Here is a 19,174-nt window from a genome sequence, read left to right on the forward strand (position 1 = left end):
TATAAATATATATGTATCTTAACAGAAAATAAAGGTTCAATAACGAAAATAGAGGGAGACAGTTTTCTGCCTCCCTTTCGTATCAGCTTTCCGAGCTGGTTATTTTACTGTTGCTTTGACATCCACAGGGATGCCATTCTGGGTCATCTTGGAATAAGGGCACACCTTATGTGCATCCTGCACATACTGATCGGCATCCGATTGCTCCACACCCTCAAACTCAACTTCGATTTCAGCAGCGAGTTTGAATCCGCCGTCAGATTCATCCTTCTGTAGTTTAGCAGTGGCAATGACCGTTCTTTTTACATCATCTGCACCGGCTTTCTTCAGTACGCCATCAAGTGCACTGTTGTAGCAGGCACTGTATGCCGCTGCAAACAGTTGTTCCGGGTTCGATTCATTCGTATCCTCTCCGGACATTTCTCTAGGCTGTTTCACGTTCATCTTAAAGGAATTGTCTTCACTGTGCACTTCGCCGCCGCGTCCACCGGTGTTAAACACTTTTGCTTCATAAATACTCATCTGTAATTCAACTCCTTATTAATTGTACATTCAGTCTATTCCTTTAAAATCCCAACCTTAAACATGTTGGATCTTCAGTCTGCGGATAGAATGATTGCTGAATCTTCCAGCGCTGCAGCTGCAGGTCGATCCAGTTCCCGATTACGCCAATGCTCCTGCCCTTATCCCTTCCGTTAATGTATCCACGAACTCTTTTGTTCCAAAGACGGGGGCAATGTGTGCAGAGCTGCCGGCTTCGTCAAACGGCGGTTCCCCCGCTGTTTTCGATTTCCTGTTTTTTCAGTTCCCTTCTTAAGATCTTGCCACTGATGGTTGTTTTGGGCAATTCTTCCATGACCTCGATCTCTTTGGGTGCGACGTGGGCGGCAAGGTTGTTCCTGACAAACACCCTTATTTCTTCAAGCAGGTCCGGAGACTGGACAAAACCGTCGCGTAGCACGATGAACGCTTTGACGATTTCCCCACGGACTGGGTCAGGCTTCCCGATGACTCCAGCCTCCTGTATCGCTTCATGCTCGATCAGTTTACTTTCGACTTCAAACGGACCGATTCTCTCCCCGGAGGAATTGATCATGTCATCGTCCCGGCTTTGGAAGAACACATAGTCCTCGTCGTCCTGATATGCCAGATCGCCTGACAGATACCACCCTTCATACTTGAAATAAGAATCGAATTTGTCCTTATTGCCCCAGATCTCCTTCATCAGTCCCGGCCATGGTGTCCTGACCGCCAACTGGCCTGTCGTACCTCTTGGAACAACATTCCCTGCTTCATCCAGTATGCCGACTTCGACTCCCGGAAACGGTCTGCCCATCGAACCCGGTTTGATCTTTTCTCCGGGGAGATTGACGACAAGGTGTGCACCGGTCTCCGTCATCCACCATGTATCGTGGATTCTGACGCCCAGTTCTTCCCATGCCCAGTAGATCACTTCAGGATTGAGCGGCTCACCGACACTCAGTATATGTCTGAGTGAAGACAGGTCATATCCTTCAAGGATATCGCCTTGGGACAGCAGCATCCTGAAGGCTGTCGGCGCGCTATACCAGATGGTCACTTTCAGTTCAGCAATGAGCTTATACCAGTGTTCGGCCTTGAAACGGCCACCCTGTATGACCACCGTAGCACGGTTCAGCCATGGCGCAAAAAGCCCGTAGACACTGCCTGTCACCCATCCCGGGTGGGATGTGCACCAGTAGACATCATCATCTTTGATATCCAGCACCCATTTGCCGGACTGGTACTGATGGGAAACAACTCTGTGTGCATGCAGTACACCTTTCGGCTTTCCTGTCGAGCCGCTTGTATAATGGATGAGCATGCCGTCATCCTCCTCCATCCATTCCACAAGACCCTCTCCGGAACTTCTGGATGGTGCCGCTTCGATATCTTCAGCAAACAGGATTGTTTCGAGCGACGGAATGTCCGCTTCCGGCACACGCCTGACCATCTCTTTATCTGTGATCAGTATTGAACCATGGCAGTCGTTGATGCGGTCACGGATTGCATCTTCCATGAACGCTTCGAATAATGGAGCCGCAATCGCACCGATCTTTATGACACTGAGGATGGCTATGTAGCACTCCGGAGTTTTAGGAAGGAATACGAATATACGGTCACCTTTTTCTGCGCCGTTTTCCTTCAGTATCCGGGCATAATGGTCCGTCTTCTCTTTGACTTCCCTGAATGTGTAGCTTATCCTTTCATCGCCATTTACATAATGAAGTGCAGTCTTATCTCCACGTCCGTCATCCACATGTCTGTCTATCGTTTCGTACGCAATGTTCAACCTGCCCGTCTCATTGAAACTCAGACCGTTTTTGGCATCTTCCCATTTGAAGTTTTCCCGGACTGTAGTGTAGTTCTGCAGATTATACTCACCCGGTACCGGCTCAATGATTTCCAGTTGTTTCAAAGTCATATGAAAAGCCCTCCTTGATCTTGTCCCCGGCCCCTGTTTGGGACCGGATCATATTTCACAGGCATAAGTTGATATAGTTCCCAGGAGACGCTGGGCTTCCTTGTAGGTGCAGCGGTTATGGACAACCTCCATCCCGCCGTCTCTTGCGATATCAGCAGCCTCCGGGGAAACGACCCCTTCCTGCAGCCAGAAGATTTTAGCATCCACCCTGAGCGCCTCCCCGGCAATCTCTATCGCCGCTTCCGGGCTTCTGAATACCTGTACGACGTCGATTTTAGCAGGCACACTTGCGAGATCCGGATATGCCTTCTCTCCCAGAATCTCCGTCTCACGCGGATTGACCGGAATAATCTTATATCCCAGCCTCTGCATCTTACGTGCCAGCCGGTAGCTCGGTCTCGCTTCCTTGCCGCTCAGACCGACAACCGCCAGCGTCTTTTGCCGGGGCGTTTCATTTCCGCTTTCATCAACCACTTTCTCGACCGGTGAATTCAGCACCCACCTGATGACGCCCTCATCGTTGATGACAATCTCTTTTTCGTCCCGTACACTAAAACCTGTCGCTTTTGACAGGGCCTGGTCCAGGTCATTTTGGATATCCCTCACAGATTCGATGCCTACTGACAGCCTGACCAGCTCTTCATATACTCCCGTTTCTTCCAGCTGTTCTTTGGACAGCTGCTGGTGGGTGGTGGAGGCCGGATGGATGATCAGGGATTTGGCATCTCCGACATTCGCCACATGGGACCACAGTGCAACATTATCAATCAATTTTTTTCCTGCCGCTTTGCCGCCTTTGATGCCGAATGTGATGATGGATCCGAAACCATTCCTGAAAATCCGCCTGGCAATCTCGTGAGAAGGGTGGTCAGAAAGTCCCGGATATGTAACCCACTCCACAGCCGGGTGATCATTGAGGAAACGTGCCAGCCTTTCAGCATTTTCATTATGCCGTTCCACTCTGACATGCAGTGTCTCAAGCCCCTGAATCAGCTGGAATGCATTGTTCGGGCTTAACGAGGCGCCGAAATCCCGGAGCAGCTGAACACGGATCTTGGTACTGAAGGCAAGCGTGCCGAAATCCACTGCATACCGTATGCCGTTGTAGCTGCTGTCGGGTTCTGTGAACTCAGGGAATTTCGCCGTATTCCAGTTGAAACGGCCGCCGTCCACGACGACGCCTCCGATGGAAGTTCCATGTCCACCGATCCACTTTGTGGCGGAATGGATGACGATATCAGCACCGAGGGTAACCGGTTTGCATGTATGAGGCGTTGCAAAAGTATTGTCGACTATGAGCGGTACCCCCGCTTCATGTGCAATATCAGCAACCGCTTCGATATCCAGTACCTGCAGACCAGGGTTACCGATTGTTTCACCAAACACCGCTTTGGTCTTATCCGTAATCGCTGCCCTGAAGTTCTCCGGGTCGGACGGATCGACGAATGTCACATTGATGCCGTAGCGCGGCAGCGTCACAGCGAACAGATTGTATGTGCCGCCGTATAGATTCGAACCGGCAACTATTTCGTCACCTGCACTTGCCAGATTGAGGATGGAAAGCGTAATCGCCGACATGCCTGATGAAGTTGCGACTGCCGCAACCCCCTCCTCAAGAAGCGCCATCCGCTTTTCAAAAACTTCCACGGTCGGGTTGCCGATGCGTGAATATATATTGCCCGGTTCATCCAGCGAAAACAGGCTTTCAGCATGCTCAGTGTCATGGAATACGTAAGATGTGGTCTGGTAGATCGGCACAGCCCGTGAACCTGTCGTCGGATCCGGTGCCTGTCCGCCATGCAGGGACAGTGTCTCCAGGTCATAAGTGGAATTGTGTTCGTTCGTCATATTCATTCCTCCAATTTCTATGTATGAAAAAAGCCCTCTTCTTTTATAAGAAGAGAGCCTCTGTCCTCCTCTTATCTCCCAGGAAAGAACCCTGCAGGAATTAGCACCTTTTCAGACAATATGCCTGATGGTTGCCGGGCATCACAGGGCCAGTCCCTCCGCCTCTCTTGATAAGCTGATTATATTAATTTCTATAATGTTTACTACAATACTATGATTAAACACATTTGTCAAAACATTTCTTCAATACAAAATATTAAGTCTAATTAATCACTCCGCATAATATTCGTAAAGCCCGCCGTGGTCGTTATCCCCTTTGCCCTGGTTAATCAGTTCATTCATGATCTCTTTAGTCTTTGAAGTGACCGGAAGATTCATACTTTCATCAAGGCTTCCGAAGACATTATTGAGATCTTTCATATGAAGATCCATCCGGAATCCAGGTTCATATGCCGCCTCCAGCATCCGTCCGATTTTCGCATCCATCACATTACTGCCTGCAAGTCCGCCTTTTATGGCATCATACATCGTATCAAGGTCAAGACCCAGCTCCTTTGCGACAGCAACTCCTTCCGAGAGAGCAATGATATTGTTTGCCACAATGACCTGATTGACAAGTTTCGTGGCATTCCCGAGACCGACCCCGCCCGTATGTGTCACACTGCCGCCCATGATTTCAAGGAGCGGCATCACCTTCCGAAACGAATCATCTCTTCCACCTGCCATGATGGACAATGTTCCCTCAACCGCTTTTTCCTCTCCGCCGCTGACCGGTGCGTCGATATAATCCGACCCGGCATTCCTGAGATATCCAGCAGCTTCCTCACTCATTTTCGGCGTGATTGAACTCATATCGACAACAATTGTTCCAGTTTCAAGTTCTTTATAAAGACCGCTTTTGATTATGACATCATGGACATCCTGTGAGTTCGGAAGCATGAGTATAAGCACGTCTGAGCGTTGGGCCACATCCATGTAACTCTCCATCACAGTTGCACCCAGTCCCTCCAATTCATCATTGGTTGATTCCCTGCTGCTTGCAATATACATTGCAATATTCTGGGAGAGCAGATTTTTGCACATCGGTTTTCCCATTATGCCGAGCCCTATGAATCCCACTTTCATAATATACACACTCCTAAAAATCAAAATTTGATTCCATTTCCCACTCATGAAGCTCATAATACCTTGCACCATTCACTATATATGGATCAGCTCTGACCTTACTTTCAACCGCATCCAGCGACTCTCCCTGATAGATTACCAGCCCTCCGGCGCCATCAACAAAGCGCCCATTCATAAGGATTGACCCTTCATCCCTGCCCTCTTTCAGAAACTCAAGATGCTGTGGGCGGAAATCCCTGCTTTTCTGTTCATCCTTCATCGGAAGGAATACAGCAAAATACTTCATCATTCCCCTCCTAATTTATAGAAAGTTTAGATTGCTTCATTTAATATTATCAGATGATGCATGGTTTTTCTTTTCGCGGCTCCCGTAGAAGTACAAAACACCAACCATCATACGGTTGGTGTTCATAAAAAATCATTGATGTTTATCTTCTTCGTCCTGTTCAACATCCTCTTTAAGATTTCCAGCTTTCTTTTCGATTACCTGCTCCTCTGCGAGCTTCCTGTCCCTGGCATCCAGTATGAAGTTCTTCGTATTGTTCATCTCTTCATGAATTTCAGACATCTTCTCTTTAGTCAGCGGATAGAACCTGAGAGCAATGATTGACGCAACCCACCCCAGTATGGGAAAGCCGAGCATGCACATCAATCCAACCCAGAGGATTCCGGTCGTCTGTTCATCCGTCACTGTCGGAAATTCATCAGCAAATCCAATCATTGATACCATCGCCCCCACTACGAACGGCGTCAGACTCGAGACCATCTTGTCCACAAATGAAAACAGTGTCGCAATCATTCCCGGGATATATCTGCCTGAGGTATATGTTTCATAATCAGATACATCGCCGATCATCGGGATGACGATTGATGGCGTCAGTGAACTGATGGCCCGTCCGAACGAGTAAAGGACCAGAAATGCGATGGAGAGCACTCCCCAGTCATCAAAGGCAAAACTTTTTGTGTCGAATACGAGCATCATTATGAAAAGGAGCACGAAGGAAATTGCCCCTACATATGAAAACAGGACCAGAGCGCGCCTCAAGCCGAGGTTCTGTGCATATCTCACGCCTGCGAAAATGAATATCAGACTCGGCACAAGGACAATCAGGCTGATCTGGCCGCTCAGCGCAAAGTTTCCAAGCAGTATGCCGAAGAACATGACCTGGACCACCTGCTGGTTCATGAACATTGCCGCAAATTTATCGGTCGCCGCCGATATGACGAGCATCTGCAGGGCCCTGTTGCGCTTTAATACCGGCCAGTAGTCCCTGAACCTCGTCTGGACATTGATTTCTGCTATGCCATAGAATTCCTTCCTGTCCTTGGTCCGGATCGCAAATACAGCGAGTACTGTAAACAGCAGTCCGACAGCAGCAAAAGTGAATGACAATTCTATGAAATAACTGTAAGTGAAATCACCGTACTTGCCAATCAGATACTGCGACGCGTAAATCTGTCCGAACGTAAACAGTGACAATGTGAATATAGCATCGAAAATTGAGAACATCGGCCGCTGTCTTGGGTGGTTGGTAAGGACCGTCTGCGCTGCCCGTGTTACAGTCGTCTGCATCGTGTATCCGAGGATATAAAAGAATTGCAGCAGCACGAATACGACGAACTGCAGATTTTGCGGGAATAGATGCAATACGTTGAACATGAGAAGGAACGTAACCAGCAGCACGATGTTCCCGATGACCATGATGGGTCTGAATTTGCCAAATTTAGTCTCTGTCTTATCCAGTATGAAGCCCAGTATCGGATCCGTAATACTGTCGAAAACGCGCATAAGACCAAGTATCGTACTAACAGTCATGACTGCAAGTCCGGCGACACCGGTCGCATAATAGGTGACAAACCCCATACCAAACAGGAAAAGATTCGTTGCACTGTTGTTCAGCGCAAAAAATGCAATCTGCCATATTTTTGCCGTGTGATATTTCTCTCTTGAGAAATCCCCTTCCAATTCCGGTCTTGCCATAAATACCCACTCCCCCTGTCAAGTACTTTAAAATCCATTTAATTTATAAGTTAAACTAATTAATGGTTTGAATATATCACATTGAAAACCCTTACACAATGATTTTTACTGATTTTTTCGAATAAGATGATTATTTTGATTTAATGGATAAACAATATGTTTACATACAGGGGTTTTGAATATATTTCAGCCATAATAAAAAAATGGTGTCCGATAACCCCGGAAACCATTTTCATAACTACTTGCTGTATAGTATATTTACCTTATATCATTCAGCATCCGGTTGATGACCGACAATGCCCCTTTGTATGCTGTTTCTTCGTATACATGCCCCAGTGATTCTTCATCAATGTTCTGTCCTTTCTCCAGCCACAGCTGGTACAGGCTGATGAGTCCCGCGATATGATATTCTATGACATACTCGAAATCTTCCACTTCTTTGATCTCCAGATCTTTTGCATAGCTGATGATGATCTGTCTGAGGCGGGCTTTCAGTTCATGTACAAACCCGGGATCACCATTCGGGCCGAGCAGCACCGCTACTTTTTCACCGTTCTTTTTAAGGTAATCATTCGTCCCCTCTATCGGTTCGATGATCCTGCCGTCGTTTTCCTTCAGTTCTATGAAAGGGTTGATGATCATTTCCTTGTCCGGCATCAATGACGCTTTCAGTATTTCCAGCGCTTCATCGATATCTATGAAATATGTGTAGAATGTCCCCCTGTTATATCCCGCCCTGTCTGTGATTTCCTTTACTGTAATTTTTGCCATGGGTTTTTCTTTATAAAGTTCCCAGAAGGCATCGAGAAGGTTGTTTTTAGTTACTTCTTTACGACTCATTTTAGACATATTCCCCCACTTTCAACACTTTCGCTCTGATTGTTTATTGATTCAGGTCCACAAATTAATTAACATATAGTATTGTACAACACGTTGTTGGATTAGTAAAAATAAATAATTCTATATAAGGAGAGAATATATTTTGAAGCTATCGGATTTTTCCATAAGGCGCCCGAACTTTACCATTGTAGTCATGATCATCCTGCTGCTGCTCGGCGCTGTTTCCCTTACCCGCCTGCCTCTGCAGCTGATGCCGAATATTGAACCGCCGGTTGCGGCTGTTGCCACTACGTATCAGGGCGCCGGACCTGAGGAGGTCATGGATGATGTGACCAAGCCCCTTGAGTCGGAGCTCTCCTCACTCAGCGGACTGACGAATATTTCATCACAGTCCCAGGAAAGCTCATCAATCGTCATACTGGAATTTGATTATGACACCAAAATCGAAGATGTAGAGAATGATATCACCCGTGCAATGGATTCTGTCGATCTGCCGGATGAGGCTGGTGATCCGTCTTTCCTCAAATTTGATATTTCCATGATGCCAAGTATTCAGATGGCAGTTACATCGAGCGGTGAAAGCGCCGCTGAATATCAGGATCAGGTCGATGACCTGATCACCGAACTGGAAAATGTCGAAGGAGTCGCCTCAATCACCGAAAATGGCTCGGTTACCGAAGAAATCCAGGTCAACCTGGATACGGAGGCACTGTCCCAATATAACATGAGCCAGAGCGATATCGCCGGCATCATCGAAGCGAACAATATATCCATACCGAACGCCACCGTGACGGATACCGAGGACCGCACGTCCATCTCGACCCGGACAGTCAGCGAGATTGACGGCGTGGAATCCCTGCGCGAGCTTGTTCTTGCGGATCTGCCGGATGACGCCGGTACGGTGACACTCGATGATGTGGCGGAAGTGTCCATCGAAGAGCAGTCAAGCGATACTCTCACAAGGATGAACCAGGAAGACGCACTGTCGATTGACGTCATGCTTTCATCGGATGCCAATGCTTCGAGCGTTAATGAAGAGTTCAACAATGTACTCGATGAAAAACTGGACGAGGAAGAATTCGACAATCTGACAGTGGAAACCTTATATGATGAAGGGGAATACATCGACATTGCGATAAACAGTGTCTACACATCTCTGATTTCCGGCGCCGTCCTTGCGATGATTGTCCTGTTCGCCTTCCTCAGAAACCTGAAGGCGCCGCTTATCATCGGTATTTCCATCCCTTTCTCTGTCATTACCACTTTTGCACTGCTGTTCTTCACTGACATCAGCATCAACATGATGACACTGGGCGGATTGGCACTCGGAATCGGTATGCTTGTCGATAACGCCGTCGTCGTAATAGAAAATATATACAGACATCTATCCATGGGCAAAAAGCCCAGGCAGGCGGCAAGTGAAGGTGCGAAGGAAGTTGCTTCCGCAATCATTGCATCCACTTTGACGACAGCGGCCGTATTCCTTCCTGTCGTATTTGTCAGCGGCCTTGTCGGACAGCTCTTCACACCATTTGCAATAACAGTTGCATTCAGCCTGTTCGGCTCCTTATTCACCGCGCTGACGGTTGTACCGATGCTGGCCAGCAGAATTTTGAAGGCACCGGATGAAAACCTGGAGAAGGTCCGCAGCGAACGGTCCTATATGAAAATGCTCAGAAAATTTACCAGATGGTCATTGAACCATCGCGTTCTGGTGATTGTACTCACGACCCTCCTCCTGGTTGTCAGTGCACTCGGCATCTACAACCAGGGCATCAACCTGCTGCCCGAGAGTGACGAAGGTGCACTCACCATTGAAATTGAAAAGGAACAGGGCACGATTTTTGAGGATACATTCGAAACAGTCGAAAACATAGAAAATGAACTCAAGGAATATTCCGAAGTCGATACTTACCTGAGCAACATCGGATCTGCATCTCCGATGATGACGATGTCGGAAGAACCCAACAAAGCGAGCATAACGGCAACACTTGTCGATCCGGACAGCCGGAGTCTCACCACGAATGATTTCATCAACGAAATCGAAGACGACATTGAAGGCATTGATGAATCTGCCGAGATAAACATTGTGCCGATGTCACAGTCAGGCATGGGAGGGGAACCGAATACCTTGACACTCAATGTCTCCGATGATTATGCAGACCGTCTGGCGGAGTCCGAAGCCACAATCATACAGGCACTTGAGGATGACGACCAGATTGAAAGTGTCGAATCCAGCCGTGAAGAGATGGTGCAGGAACTGCAGGTGCAGGTGGACCGTGCAGCAGCCAGGGAAAACGGCCTGCAGCCGGCCCAGATCGGTTCCGCATTGTACGAAGCTTCGAATGGTGTACAGGCATCGACCGTAGAAGATGGCAATGAATTCATATCCATTAACGTGAAGTATCCGGATGACATACTCACAAGTATGGAAGAATTTGAAAATATCGAGATTGCAAACAGTGAAGGTGAGTATATCGCCTTAGAAGAAGTCGCCAATCTCGAGGAAGTGGACATGCTGCCGTTGATCACCAGGGACAGCATGGAGGAAACTAGCGAGCTCACGGTTACGTATGCCGAGGACATGTCACTGAACGAAGCAGGAGCCTACGTGGAAGATATCGTGGCCGACGCTGATTTCAGTGATAATACGCACTACTCCGTCGGCGGAGACCTCGAGATGCTGACAGATGCCATGCCGCAGATGCTGCTGGCGCTGATACTCGGGATTGCATTCATCTACCTCGTGATGGTTGCCCAATTCGAGTCATTCAAACATCCGTTCATAGTAATAATGGCTGTACCGCTCAGTATCATCGGAGTGATGCTTTCACTCGTCATTACGAATAATCCGCTCAGCATAGTATCGTTCGTCGGGATCATAATGCTGCTCGGCATTGTCGTGAACAACTCCATCCTGTTGGTAGACTATACAAACCAGCAGAAGGAAAAAGGTTACCCTACACTGGAGGCTCTTGAGATGAGTGTGCAGCACCGTTTCCGTCCAATCGTGATTACAGCACTCACAACAGCACTCGGCATGCTGCCTCTTGCCATGGGCATCGGTGAAGGCGGGGAAATGGTCGCATCCATGGGTATTGTCGTGATCGGCGGTCTCACAAGCAGTACAGTCTTCACACTCTTCATCATTCCTATTTTCTACAGCTACGTGGATAAGGAAACACGTAAAATGCATAAGAAATACATGACACCGGACGGGGATGTCATCACACAAAAGGAAATCGATGCCAGAAAACGTGAGGAAGAACGCAGCCAAAAAGAAAGTGCAGACAGCGAATACGATTACGAATCAAGGAACACTGCACAGAATGCAGACCCCCGGGCACCTGAAGTCGAGGAAAATCATAATGACAACTACATCAATGAAATGCAGAAACTGCTGGATAGAATGAAGAATGACAAATCTGATGAATAGCAGATAATTAAAATCCGTACGGGAAATTCCCCGTACGGATTTTTGTGATGGATAATATAGTATTACTCAAGTAGGATTTGTCTTTGTCTGTCACTTTATAATACTTTGTTCAAAAAAACAACTGTTATCTGAAAATAAAAAATGACGGTTCCCGAAGGAGCCGTCATCAAATATTCTGTTTCAATTTCCTATTTTTTATAACCTAAGTCGGGGATGCTGTTCCAGCGCTCACTCAGGTAGCGGGCTGCCATCTTCGGTTCCCTTTCCCTTGTGAATACGCCCTTCTTGTTTCCCTGGACACGGTTGATGCCGAATTTTGTCTGGAAATCGGCAAAGTTCCATAGCTGTTCACCGACAAAATTATCAATCTCATCAAACACTTTGCTGTTCATCCTGTAGTAGTCTTCCTGATATTCCTCGCTGAAAGGTTCTCCGTACGGGCTGTGGAAGCCCGCCACTGTGTCAGCACCGTATTCAGTGTACATGATTGGTTTATCAGGGTATTTTTCCTGCCATGCAAGCAGTTCTTTGCGCGTTTTTTCTTCTGCGGTCTTAAGATTCCCGGTATCCAGGTACCAGCCGTAATACCTGTTCAGCGCAATGACGTCCAACAGATCGGAGCACTGGTCGGATTCCGGCGTCGCCATCATTATATAGACATTCGTGAGCGGCCGTTTCTGTGGGTCCAGTTCTCGTGCCAGATTGAACAATGGCTCAAAGTATTCATATGCCCCGTTGGCATAGGTAGCTGCTTCATTGGATATCGACCACATTACGACGCTTGGATGGTTCTTATCCCGATCGATCAGCTCCCGTATGACTTGTTCATGGGCGTCGGAAGTGTCCATAACTTCCCATGTGTCATCTTTGCTGTCCCCTCCTTTCTCGAGTACGGAGAGGTCGAAACTGAAGGAGCCGAACAGACCCACGGCTGGGGTTTCATCGATGACGACGATGCCTTCCCTGTCACACAGGCGCATCATTTCATCGGAGTACGGATAATGGGAGGTCCGGAATGAATTCGCCCCCATCTTTTTCATCAGGTTGATGTCGAGCACATTATAGGCTTCATTGAGTCCCCGTCCGTTGACATAGGTGTCTTCATGTTTTCCGAAGCCTTTGAAATAGAAGGGCTCTCCATTGATCAGGAACCTGCCGCCAGCGACTTCCACCTTGCGTACACCAAACTGTTCTTCATATACATCGGTTGTCTCGCCTCCCTTTATTCCTTCCACTTTCGCCGTGTAGAGATAGGCATCAAGCGGCTGCCAGAGAGCGACGTCATCAATAGCCACGCTGACGGTGTTGCCTGAGCTACGCCCTGCCACATTGCCCTCTTCATCGATGATTGTCACAAGCACCTCATCAAAATCACCCGCTGTTTTTACATCAACTTTTACATCAGCGCGCCTTTTGTCAAGATCGACCTCAGGTGCAATGGAAATATCTTTTATATAATCTTTCGGTGTTGTATAGAGGTGTACGGGACGATGCAGGCCGGCATAGTTGAAGAAATCGAAATTCTCATCCACTTTTCTTACCAGATTCCCATCCTCGTCCCTGTGCTCACTGTAGTTGCCTACCGGCAGCGTCGTGTAATCGAGCAGATTCGAAAGACGGACCGTGAGGCGGTTCGTTCCCTGTTCAAGGAATTCATCGATTTCAACTTCGAATGGCGTGAATCCACCTTTATGATGAGTCACCTCTCTGCCATTCACGTATACCCATGCTTCATGGGTCGCTGAACCAAAGCGCAGAACAATACGTTCCTTCATCAGGGGCTTTGCAATTTTGAATTCCCTTTCATACCATGTATATCCACTGTGTTCACGTATTTCCTTTGTCACCGTCTGATCATTGAATGATGCAGGTACTGCCATGACTTCTTTCGCCGGCAGCGGTTCTGTCGGATCGACAGATTCCACCTCCCTGTCGATCATGAATTTCCATACGCCGTTCAGATTCATCACAACACGGCTTTCGGTATCAATCGGATACAGCATTATTCATTTCCTCCATTCAGGTTTTCATTTATTCTCTCCACTGTCATTATAGAATACCCACCATCTTGTGATTAGCATTTTATTTGCTATAATAGCATTTATATTACTTATTTTTCAGAAAATAAGGAGGGAATAAGAATGACCGATGATATACATGATGATTTTATGAAATCCAGCCGGATCATACACCATACAACAAAAATGGATGTCACACTGACAGACGGCTCCGGTAAAATCGTGCAACAATACAGCAATCATACCATTCCGTCCGTCCTTGGCAGGCCTGTGAATGATTATGTAAATATCAATGCGGTGCTCATAGATGAATCTCCCAATAAATACCTGCACTACACCAATCTTTACGGTATCGAATATATAGCGGCGGGCGTATACAGATCGGATGGATACATTGGCGCCATGATAATCGGACCATTCATCTCCGGCATTTCAATCCTCGATTTTGTACAGGAGGTCATTGCCGAAAATAACCTGCCGATCGGGGAGCGGAAAGAACTGGAACAGTTCTACCAGTCACTGTCTGTTTTGGATGAAATGGATACAAACCACTTCGGAAACCTTTTGGTAAACCTGGTGACCGGAGGTTATATTGAAGCGCAGCCAGCCGGCACCAGTGCTGCTCATCCGGTCATCGATTATGAACAGGTAGAATTGACCAGAGAGGAATACAAAGAGACCATTGAAAAAAGATACCATCATCAGAATAAGATGATGGAGGCCATCCAAAGAGGCGATAAAGAAGGCGTGGAAAAGGAACTGGACACCATGATGGATATATTCGTGGGCTTTTCCGACCGGATACCCGGCAGCCCCATACGATCATCCAAAAATATGGCACTGGTGTCCAATACAAGTTTCAGGGTCGCCGCAGAAAACAGCGGTGTGCATCCCATTTATCTTCACATAATCTCTGAAAGATTCGCCATACTGATAGAAAAGACTGACACACTGACCAATTTAAAAAAACTGATCACTTCCATGGCGAATGAATACTGTGATCTTGTCCATTCCTTTTCAACAGGCGGCTACAGCCCCCATGTCAGAAAGGCGATGGATCATATCATGATGAACCTCGGAGAAACGCTCACTTTATCCGGAATTTCAGAAAAGCTGCATATCAACCCCTCCTACCTCTCCAGAAAATTCAGGGAGGAAACGGGTATTTCCATGACAGGATTCATTACGGAGAAAAGAATAGATGAAGCGAAGATCTATCTCAGGAAGAGAAAACACTCCATAACGCATATCGCACTGCTTCTGGGTTTCAATGACCTCAATTATTTCAGCAGAGTTTTTAAGAAACATACAGGAACCTCTCCTGGACAGTATGCTGCAAAGGCATAGAAATACCGCTTTGATGTGTATCAAAGCGGTATTTGAGACCCGATCATCTGAACACCAGGCCGCCATCGGTGACAATAGCCTGCCCGGTTATATAATCGGCATCATCAGAAGCCAGGAATGATACCAGATTCGCCACATCTTCCGGTTCCTGCGGCCTCCCGAGAAGGATATTCCCCGAGAATTCCCTGAAAGCATCACCGGGTTCCATATGATCATAGTATTTGACCATTTCCTCATCTATCCGATCCCACATGGCTGTACCTGCCACACCCGGACAGTAGGCGTTGACCCTGATATCATATGGGGCAAGCTCCTTCGCTGAAGAATGGGTGAACGATTTTACGGCGTGCTTCGTTGCTGAATATGTCGAGAGCATCTCATATGATTCATGCCCCGCGATGCTGCAGGCATTGATGACTTTGCCTTTCGTCTTCTGTTTCCTGAACTGTTCCGCAGCCGCCTGGGTGCCAAACACCACACCGTTCACATTGATTGTGAACGCCGTGTTCAGCTGCTCTTCATCCACATCGAGAAACGGTGTGACAACATCTATACCCGCATTGTTGACGAAGACATCAAGCCTGTCGAATGCCTCCACCGCCCGCTGCACAAGCAGAAACTGATGTTCCTTTTTGGAGACATCTCCCTGAACACCTATCACATCATGCCCTCTCCCCTTCATCTCTTCCACTGTGGAATTGACCGCTTCTGCATTGATATCATTGACAACAACTTTGAAACCATCTTTTGCCAGACGTTCTGCAATACCCTTTCCAAGGCCGCCACCCGAACCGGTTACAACAGCAACTTTAGACATAATGACCCCCTCCGTTTTTTATCTTTCTATTCAATTATAGTCAATAAAGATCATTGCTTCAATGATATATCAGAAAATTCCGTCAAAATAAGTATTTGACATTTCCATGAATACCCTGTAAATTGGTATCTAGCGATTTACATAATGACTCCGTAGCTCAGCGGGAGAGCGCTTGCTTGACATGCAAGAGGTCGGTGGTTCGAAACCACTCGGAGTCACTAAACACTAAAGAAGCATCCGGAAAATTTCCGGATGCTTTTCTTGTTGAATCAGATATTTAAAATTATAAATCAGACGAACGAATTACCGAGCACGCTGTTTACATCGTTGACAACGACAAAGGCATTCTCATCATATTTTTTGATCAGCCTTTTAAGCCTGACCAGCTTGGATTTGTTGATGACGACGTAGAGGATATCCTTCTCCGTCCTTGTATAGAAACCTTTGCCGTTAAGCATTGTCACACCCCGGCCGATTTCACTGTTGATCAGTGTCCCGAGTGCCTCGGGATTTTCAGAAACAATCGTCACAGCTTTCTTCGGATTCATACCTTCAATGATGAAATCCATGACTTTTACCGCAATATACATTGCAGTGACAGTGAGGAGTACTTTTTCAACTGTAAGGACCGTCAGACTGAGAAGGATAACGATGAGGTCTGCCACCAAAATGGCAGTTGCTATTTTTACATCCAGGAATTTATGGGCAATTCGTCCGATTATTGCCGAACCGGCCGTCGTTGCGCCGATACGGATGACAAGCCCATTGCCGAGCCCGATGAACAGGCCGCCGAATATGACGTTGAGCATTATTTCATCCGACTGGATCGTCCATGTTTCAGTCAAGCCCAGAAACATGGACATCATGATCACTGCAAATATCGTGTAATACATCGCACGTCTCGATAGGTACCGGAAACCCACAATGAGCAGGAGACCATTGAGTATCAGTGTGGATACCGCCGGTGATATATCAAACGCGTACAGAAGGATAATTGCCAGCCCCGTGACGCCGCCTTCACCCAGATTGCCTGCAATCATAAAAGTATTGATACCTATGGAAAAAAGGAATGAACCCAATATCACGACAGCTATATTTATCAATGTCTGTACCGTGATCCTCGGTGTCATGTAGATCCTCATCTTTTCAAAATTGATTCTTCTGCGTTTTCTTCTATTCTTCACAATTACCCTCCTTTAAATCGCTTGAGTACCGCCGATTCATGATAAAGGAGAATGCATGTAAATTTCAACTCTTTTTTTGTATTCCTAATTCTTCATATTTTCAATAATATATATGAAGTACAGGGGTTTCTCCTATCATCTCCAAAATCTGTCATGGTCTTTTTTATCTTCAATATTAAAGTCGATCAGCTTTCTGAGCAGGTCGTAATTCACCGGTTCACTCCATGTCATCCTGATGACATTATCAGTATAACTGTGGCCGACTTCTATGATTTCCGGTTCAAAATGTTTGATTGCCACAGTTTCCGGCGCAACAGATACATGCTTTTGGGCTATGCTGAAAGCGAGTATGAAGGTGCCGTGATCCGTGAACATCGGCTGATTCCATTTAACCGTCTTTCCCAAATCCGGATATTCATCTGAAATCCACTGCAGCACTTCCTCAATTTTAAAACGCTCTTGCCGATTATCCAACTTGTCCAGAAATTCTTTGAATTCTTCCATCTTCTTTCCTCCCAGTTACTCTTATGACAGCAGTTCTTCTATGTGCCATGACTCTCTTTTATACAATTTAAACATGAAGAACATCAGTATTATCACTGCAAAAATCACGCTGTCCTCTTCTATTTCATCATCCATTTTTATGGTAACTTTTTCAGGTGAATATTCAGTGATTACAGCTGCTTTTCTGCGGTCGATGAAAACATCCATGTCGCCTTCTTCGTCCTCTTTTATATACATATGGCGTTCCCCTATATGCCCCTTCACCCTGAATCGCAGCAGGTTTTTTCCCGCCTTTTCCTTGAGGAACATTGCCGTTTCTCCGGCAGCAATAATATAGTTGGCGATATTCAAATCCCTGAATTTGCGCTGTTTCAACCCGACAATCACTTTGGAGCCTTCTTTGGAAGTAAAAGAATACGTATGTTTTTCTTCACATTTCCTCAGTACATCTTTCTCAATGAACCCGGCTGACCCGCCCTTAGCATCGATTATCTGAACAAGCCTGTGATCGTCCGCTTCAATAGTGGCCTGGAACTGGTATTCTTTCATGGCTGCCTCCTCAAACCTTTAACCGGTTATTCATCAGTTGCTTCAATTATAAACATATTGTCCCCGGCTTCAAAGCCCAATCACCGACAAAAAAGAAGTCCGGCCGAAAATACGGCCGGACATGGGAGCTATGTCATACAAACTCTTCGTACTCATTTGGGTGCTGACCTTCCACTCTTCCCTCTTCTCCTTTATCAAGAGAATCAATCTCTTTTACATCTTCGTTGCTCAATTCAAAGTCGAAAACGTCAAGGTTCTCTCTCTGGTGAACCGGCGATGAAGACTTCGGAATGACGAGTACATCATTCTGTACATTCCAGCGTACAATGATCTGCGCGGGCGACTTACCATACTTTTGTGCAATTCCCCTGATTGTTTCATTTTCCAGAACATCATTGATTTCCCGGCCGAAGGGACTCCATGCCTCCGGAACGATTCCAAGACGCTTGTTATCTTCAACAAGTTCATTATTGTTGAAATAAGGATGCCTTTCAATCTGGTTTGTGGCCGGCGTCACACCTGTCTCATCAATGAGTTTCTCCAGATGTTCCGTCAGGAAATTGGATACACCGATCGTTTTTATGAGACCGAATTTCCGGGCATCTATCAGAGCCTGCCACGCTTCCACGTATTTTCCCTGCTTCGGCAGCGGCCAGTGAATCAGATACTTGTCGAAGTAGTCGATGCCGATACGGTATAGGGATTCCTGAATCATCTGGATTGCCTGATCGTAATCATGTGCCGCACCCGGCAGTTTCGAATTGATGATCAGCTCTTCCCTCGGAACGGCCGTACGGCGGATTGCCTCTCCGACAGCCCCTTCATTATCATAATTGGTTGAAGTGTCAATGAGACGGTATCCATTCTTCTCTATCGCAGTCACAATACTGCCGACGCCCCGCGCTCCTTTCAGGCCGACGGTGCCAAGACCGATCGCAGGGGTATCCGTGCCGTCATTAAGTCCATACATTTTATCCACTGTCATCAAGCTTCCTTTCCTATAAAATGATGCGTTTATCCCAAACAATACACTATTCCCGATCACTCCTGCCTTCAATCACAGACAACTCTGCCCGTAAAAA

Annotated in this window: 15 protein-coding genes, 1 tRNA gene and 1 riboswitch; of the genes, 3 read left to right on the forward strand and 13 right to left on the reverse strand. The window is 46.8% G+C overall.

The features are described from left to right. Window positions 1-99 precede the first annotated feature (99 nt). The 7 genes from C792_RS0109995 to C792_RS0110025 form a co-directional block, all read right to left on the reverse strand. The gene (locus C792_RS0109995) at window positions 100-522 is read right to left on the reverse strand and encodes an Ohr family peroxiredoxin (protein ID WP_017549305.1); all 423 of its coding nucleotides are present in this window, start codon (window positions 520-522) and stop codon (window positions 100-102) included. Between the two features lie 238 nt (window positions 523-760). Beyond that, window positions 761-2,443: an acetate--CoA ligase gene (acsA, locus tag C792_RS0110000; RefSeq protein ID WP_017549306.1), complete on the reverse strand. Its 1,683-nt coding sequence runs from the start codon at window positions 2,441-2,443 to the stop codon at window positions 761-763. A gap of 48 nt (window positions 2,444-2,491) precedes the next feature. Next, window positions 2,492-4,291 (reverse strand): PLP-dependent aspartate aminotransferase family protein, encoded by a 1,800-nt coding sequence (locus C792_RS0110005; protein ID WP_017549307.1) that lies wholly within the window; start codon window positions 4,289-4,291, stop codon window positions 2,492-2,494. Between the two features lie 68 nt (window positions 4,292-4,359). Beyond that, window positions 4,360-4,468: riboswitch (SAM riboswitch) on the reverse strand. Window positions 4,469-4,561: 93 nt separating this feature from the next. Then, entirely contained in the window at window positions 4,562-5,416 is an 855-nt protein-coding gene (locus C792_RS0110010) for an NAD(P)-binding domain-containing protein (RefSeq protein ID WP_017549308.1), read from the reverse strand. Window positions 5,417-5,429: 13 nt separating this feature from the next. After that, entirely contained in the window at window positions 5,430-5,702 is a 273-nt protein-coding gene (locus tag C792_RS0110015) for a YciI family protein (protein ID WP_017549309.1), read from the reverse strand. 132 nt (window positions 5,703-5,834) lie between these two features. Next, window positions 5,835-7,397 (reverse strand): MFS transporter, encoded by a 1,563-nt coding sequence (locus C792_RS0110020; RefSeq protein WP_017549310.1) that lies wholly within the window; start codon window positions 7,395-7,397, stop codon window positions 5,835-5,837. Window positions 7,398-7,655: 258 nt separating this feature from the next. Continuing rightward, a complete protein-coding gene (locus tag C792_RS0110025) occupies window positions 7,656-8,237 on the reverse strand; it encodes a TetR/AcrR family transcriptional regulator (RefSeq protein ID WP_017549311.1) in 582 nt (193 codons plus the stop codon). A gap of 142 nt (window positions 8,238-8,379) precedes the next feature. Here C792_RS0110025 and C792_RS0110030 point away from each other — a divergent pair, with 142 nt between their 5' ends. Further along, window positions 8,380-11,673 carry an efflux RND transporter permease subunit gene (locus tag C792_RS0110030; RefSeq protein ID WP_017549312.1) on the forward strand — a complete coding sequence of 1,098 codons (3,294 nt, stop codon included), beginning with the start codon at window positions 8,380-8,382 and terminating at the stop codon, window positions 11,671-11,673. A gap of 188 nt (window positions 11,674-11,861) precedes the next feature. Here the strand turns inward: C792_RS0110030 and uidA are convergent, their stop codons facing one another. Further along, entirely contained in the window at window positions 11,862-13,676 is a 1,815-nt protein-coding gene (gene uidA, locus C792_RS0110035) for a beta-glucuronidase (RefSeq protein ID WP_017549313.1), read from the reverse strand. Window positions 13,677-13,814: 138 nt separating this feature from the next. Here uidA and C792_RS0110040 point away from each other — a divergent pair, with 138 nt between their 5' ends. Continuing rightward, window positions 13,815-15,038, forward strand: a complete 1,224-nt coding sequence (locus tag C792_RS0110040; RefSeq protein ID WP_017549314.1) for a helix-turn-helix domain-containing protein — start codon at window positions 13,815-13,817, stop codon at window positions 15,036-15,038. A gap of 43 nt (window positions 15,039-15,081) precedes the next feature. On the opposite strand, the gene C792_RS0110045 is transcribed toward C792_RS0110040, so the two are convergent. Continuing rightward, entirely contained in the window at window positions 15,082-15,855 is a 774-nt protein-coding gene (locus C792_RS0110045) for an acetoin reductase (protein ID WP_017549315.1), read from the reverse strand. A 146-nt stretch (window positions 15,856-16,001) separates the two neighbouring features. On the opposite strand from C792_RS0110045, the gene C792_RS0110050 reads away from it, so the two are divergent. Beyond that, window positions 16,002-16,073, forward strand: a tRNA-Val gene (locus C792_RS0110050). Between the two features lie 72 nt (window positions 16,074-16,145). Here the strand turns inward: C792_RS0110050 and C792_RS0110055 are convergent. The 4 genes from C792_RS0110055 to C792_RS0110070 all read right to left on the reverse strand — a co-directional run bounded on the left by C792_RS0110055 (window position 16,146) and on the right by C792_RS0110070 (window position 19,077). Then, window positions 16,146-16,985 carry a YitT family protein gene (locus C792_RS0110055; protein ID WP_040608864.1) on the reverse strand — a complete coding sequence of 280 codons (840 nt, stop codon included), beginning with the start codon at window positions 16,983-16,985 and terminating at the stop codon, window positions 16,146-16,148. Window positions 16,986-17,174: 189 nt separating this feature from the next. Then, entirely contained in the window at window positions 17,175-17,543 is a 369-nt protein-coding gene (locus C792_RS0110060) for an iron chaperone (RefSeq protein ID WP_017549317.1), read from the reverse strand. A 21-nt stretch (window positions 17,544-17,564) separates the two neighbouring features. Next, window positions 17,565-18,092, reverse strand: a complete 528-nt coding sequence (locus C792_RS0110065; protein ID WP_017549318.1) for a hypothetical protein — start codon at window positions 18,090-18,092, stop codon at window positions 17,565-17,567. 133 nt (window positions 18,093-18,225) lie between these two features. Continuing rightward, window positions 18,226-19,077 (reverse strand): aldo/keto reductase, encoded by an 852-nt coding sequence (locus C792_RS0110070; RefSeq protein WP_017549319.1) that lies wholly within the window; start codon window positions 19,075-19,077, stop codon window positions 18,226-18,228. Window positions 19,078-19,174: the final 97 nt, after the last annotated feature.

It is taken from the genome of Salinicoccus carnicancri Crm (genome assembly GCF_000330705.1).
GTDB classification, from domain to species: Bacteria; Bacillota; Bacilli; order Staphylococcales; family Salinicoccaceae; genus Salinicoccus; species Salinicoccus carnicancri.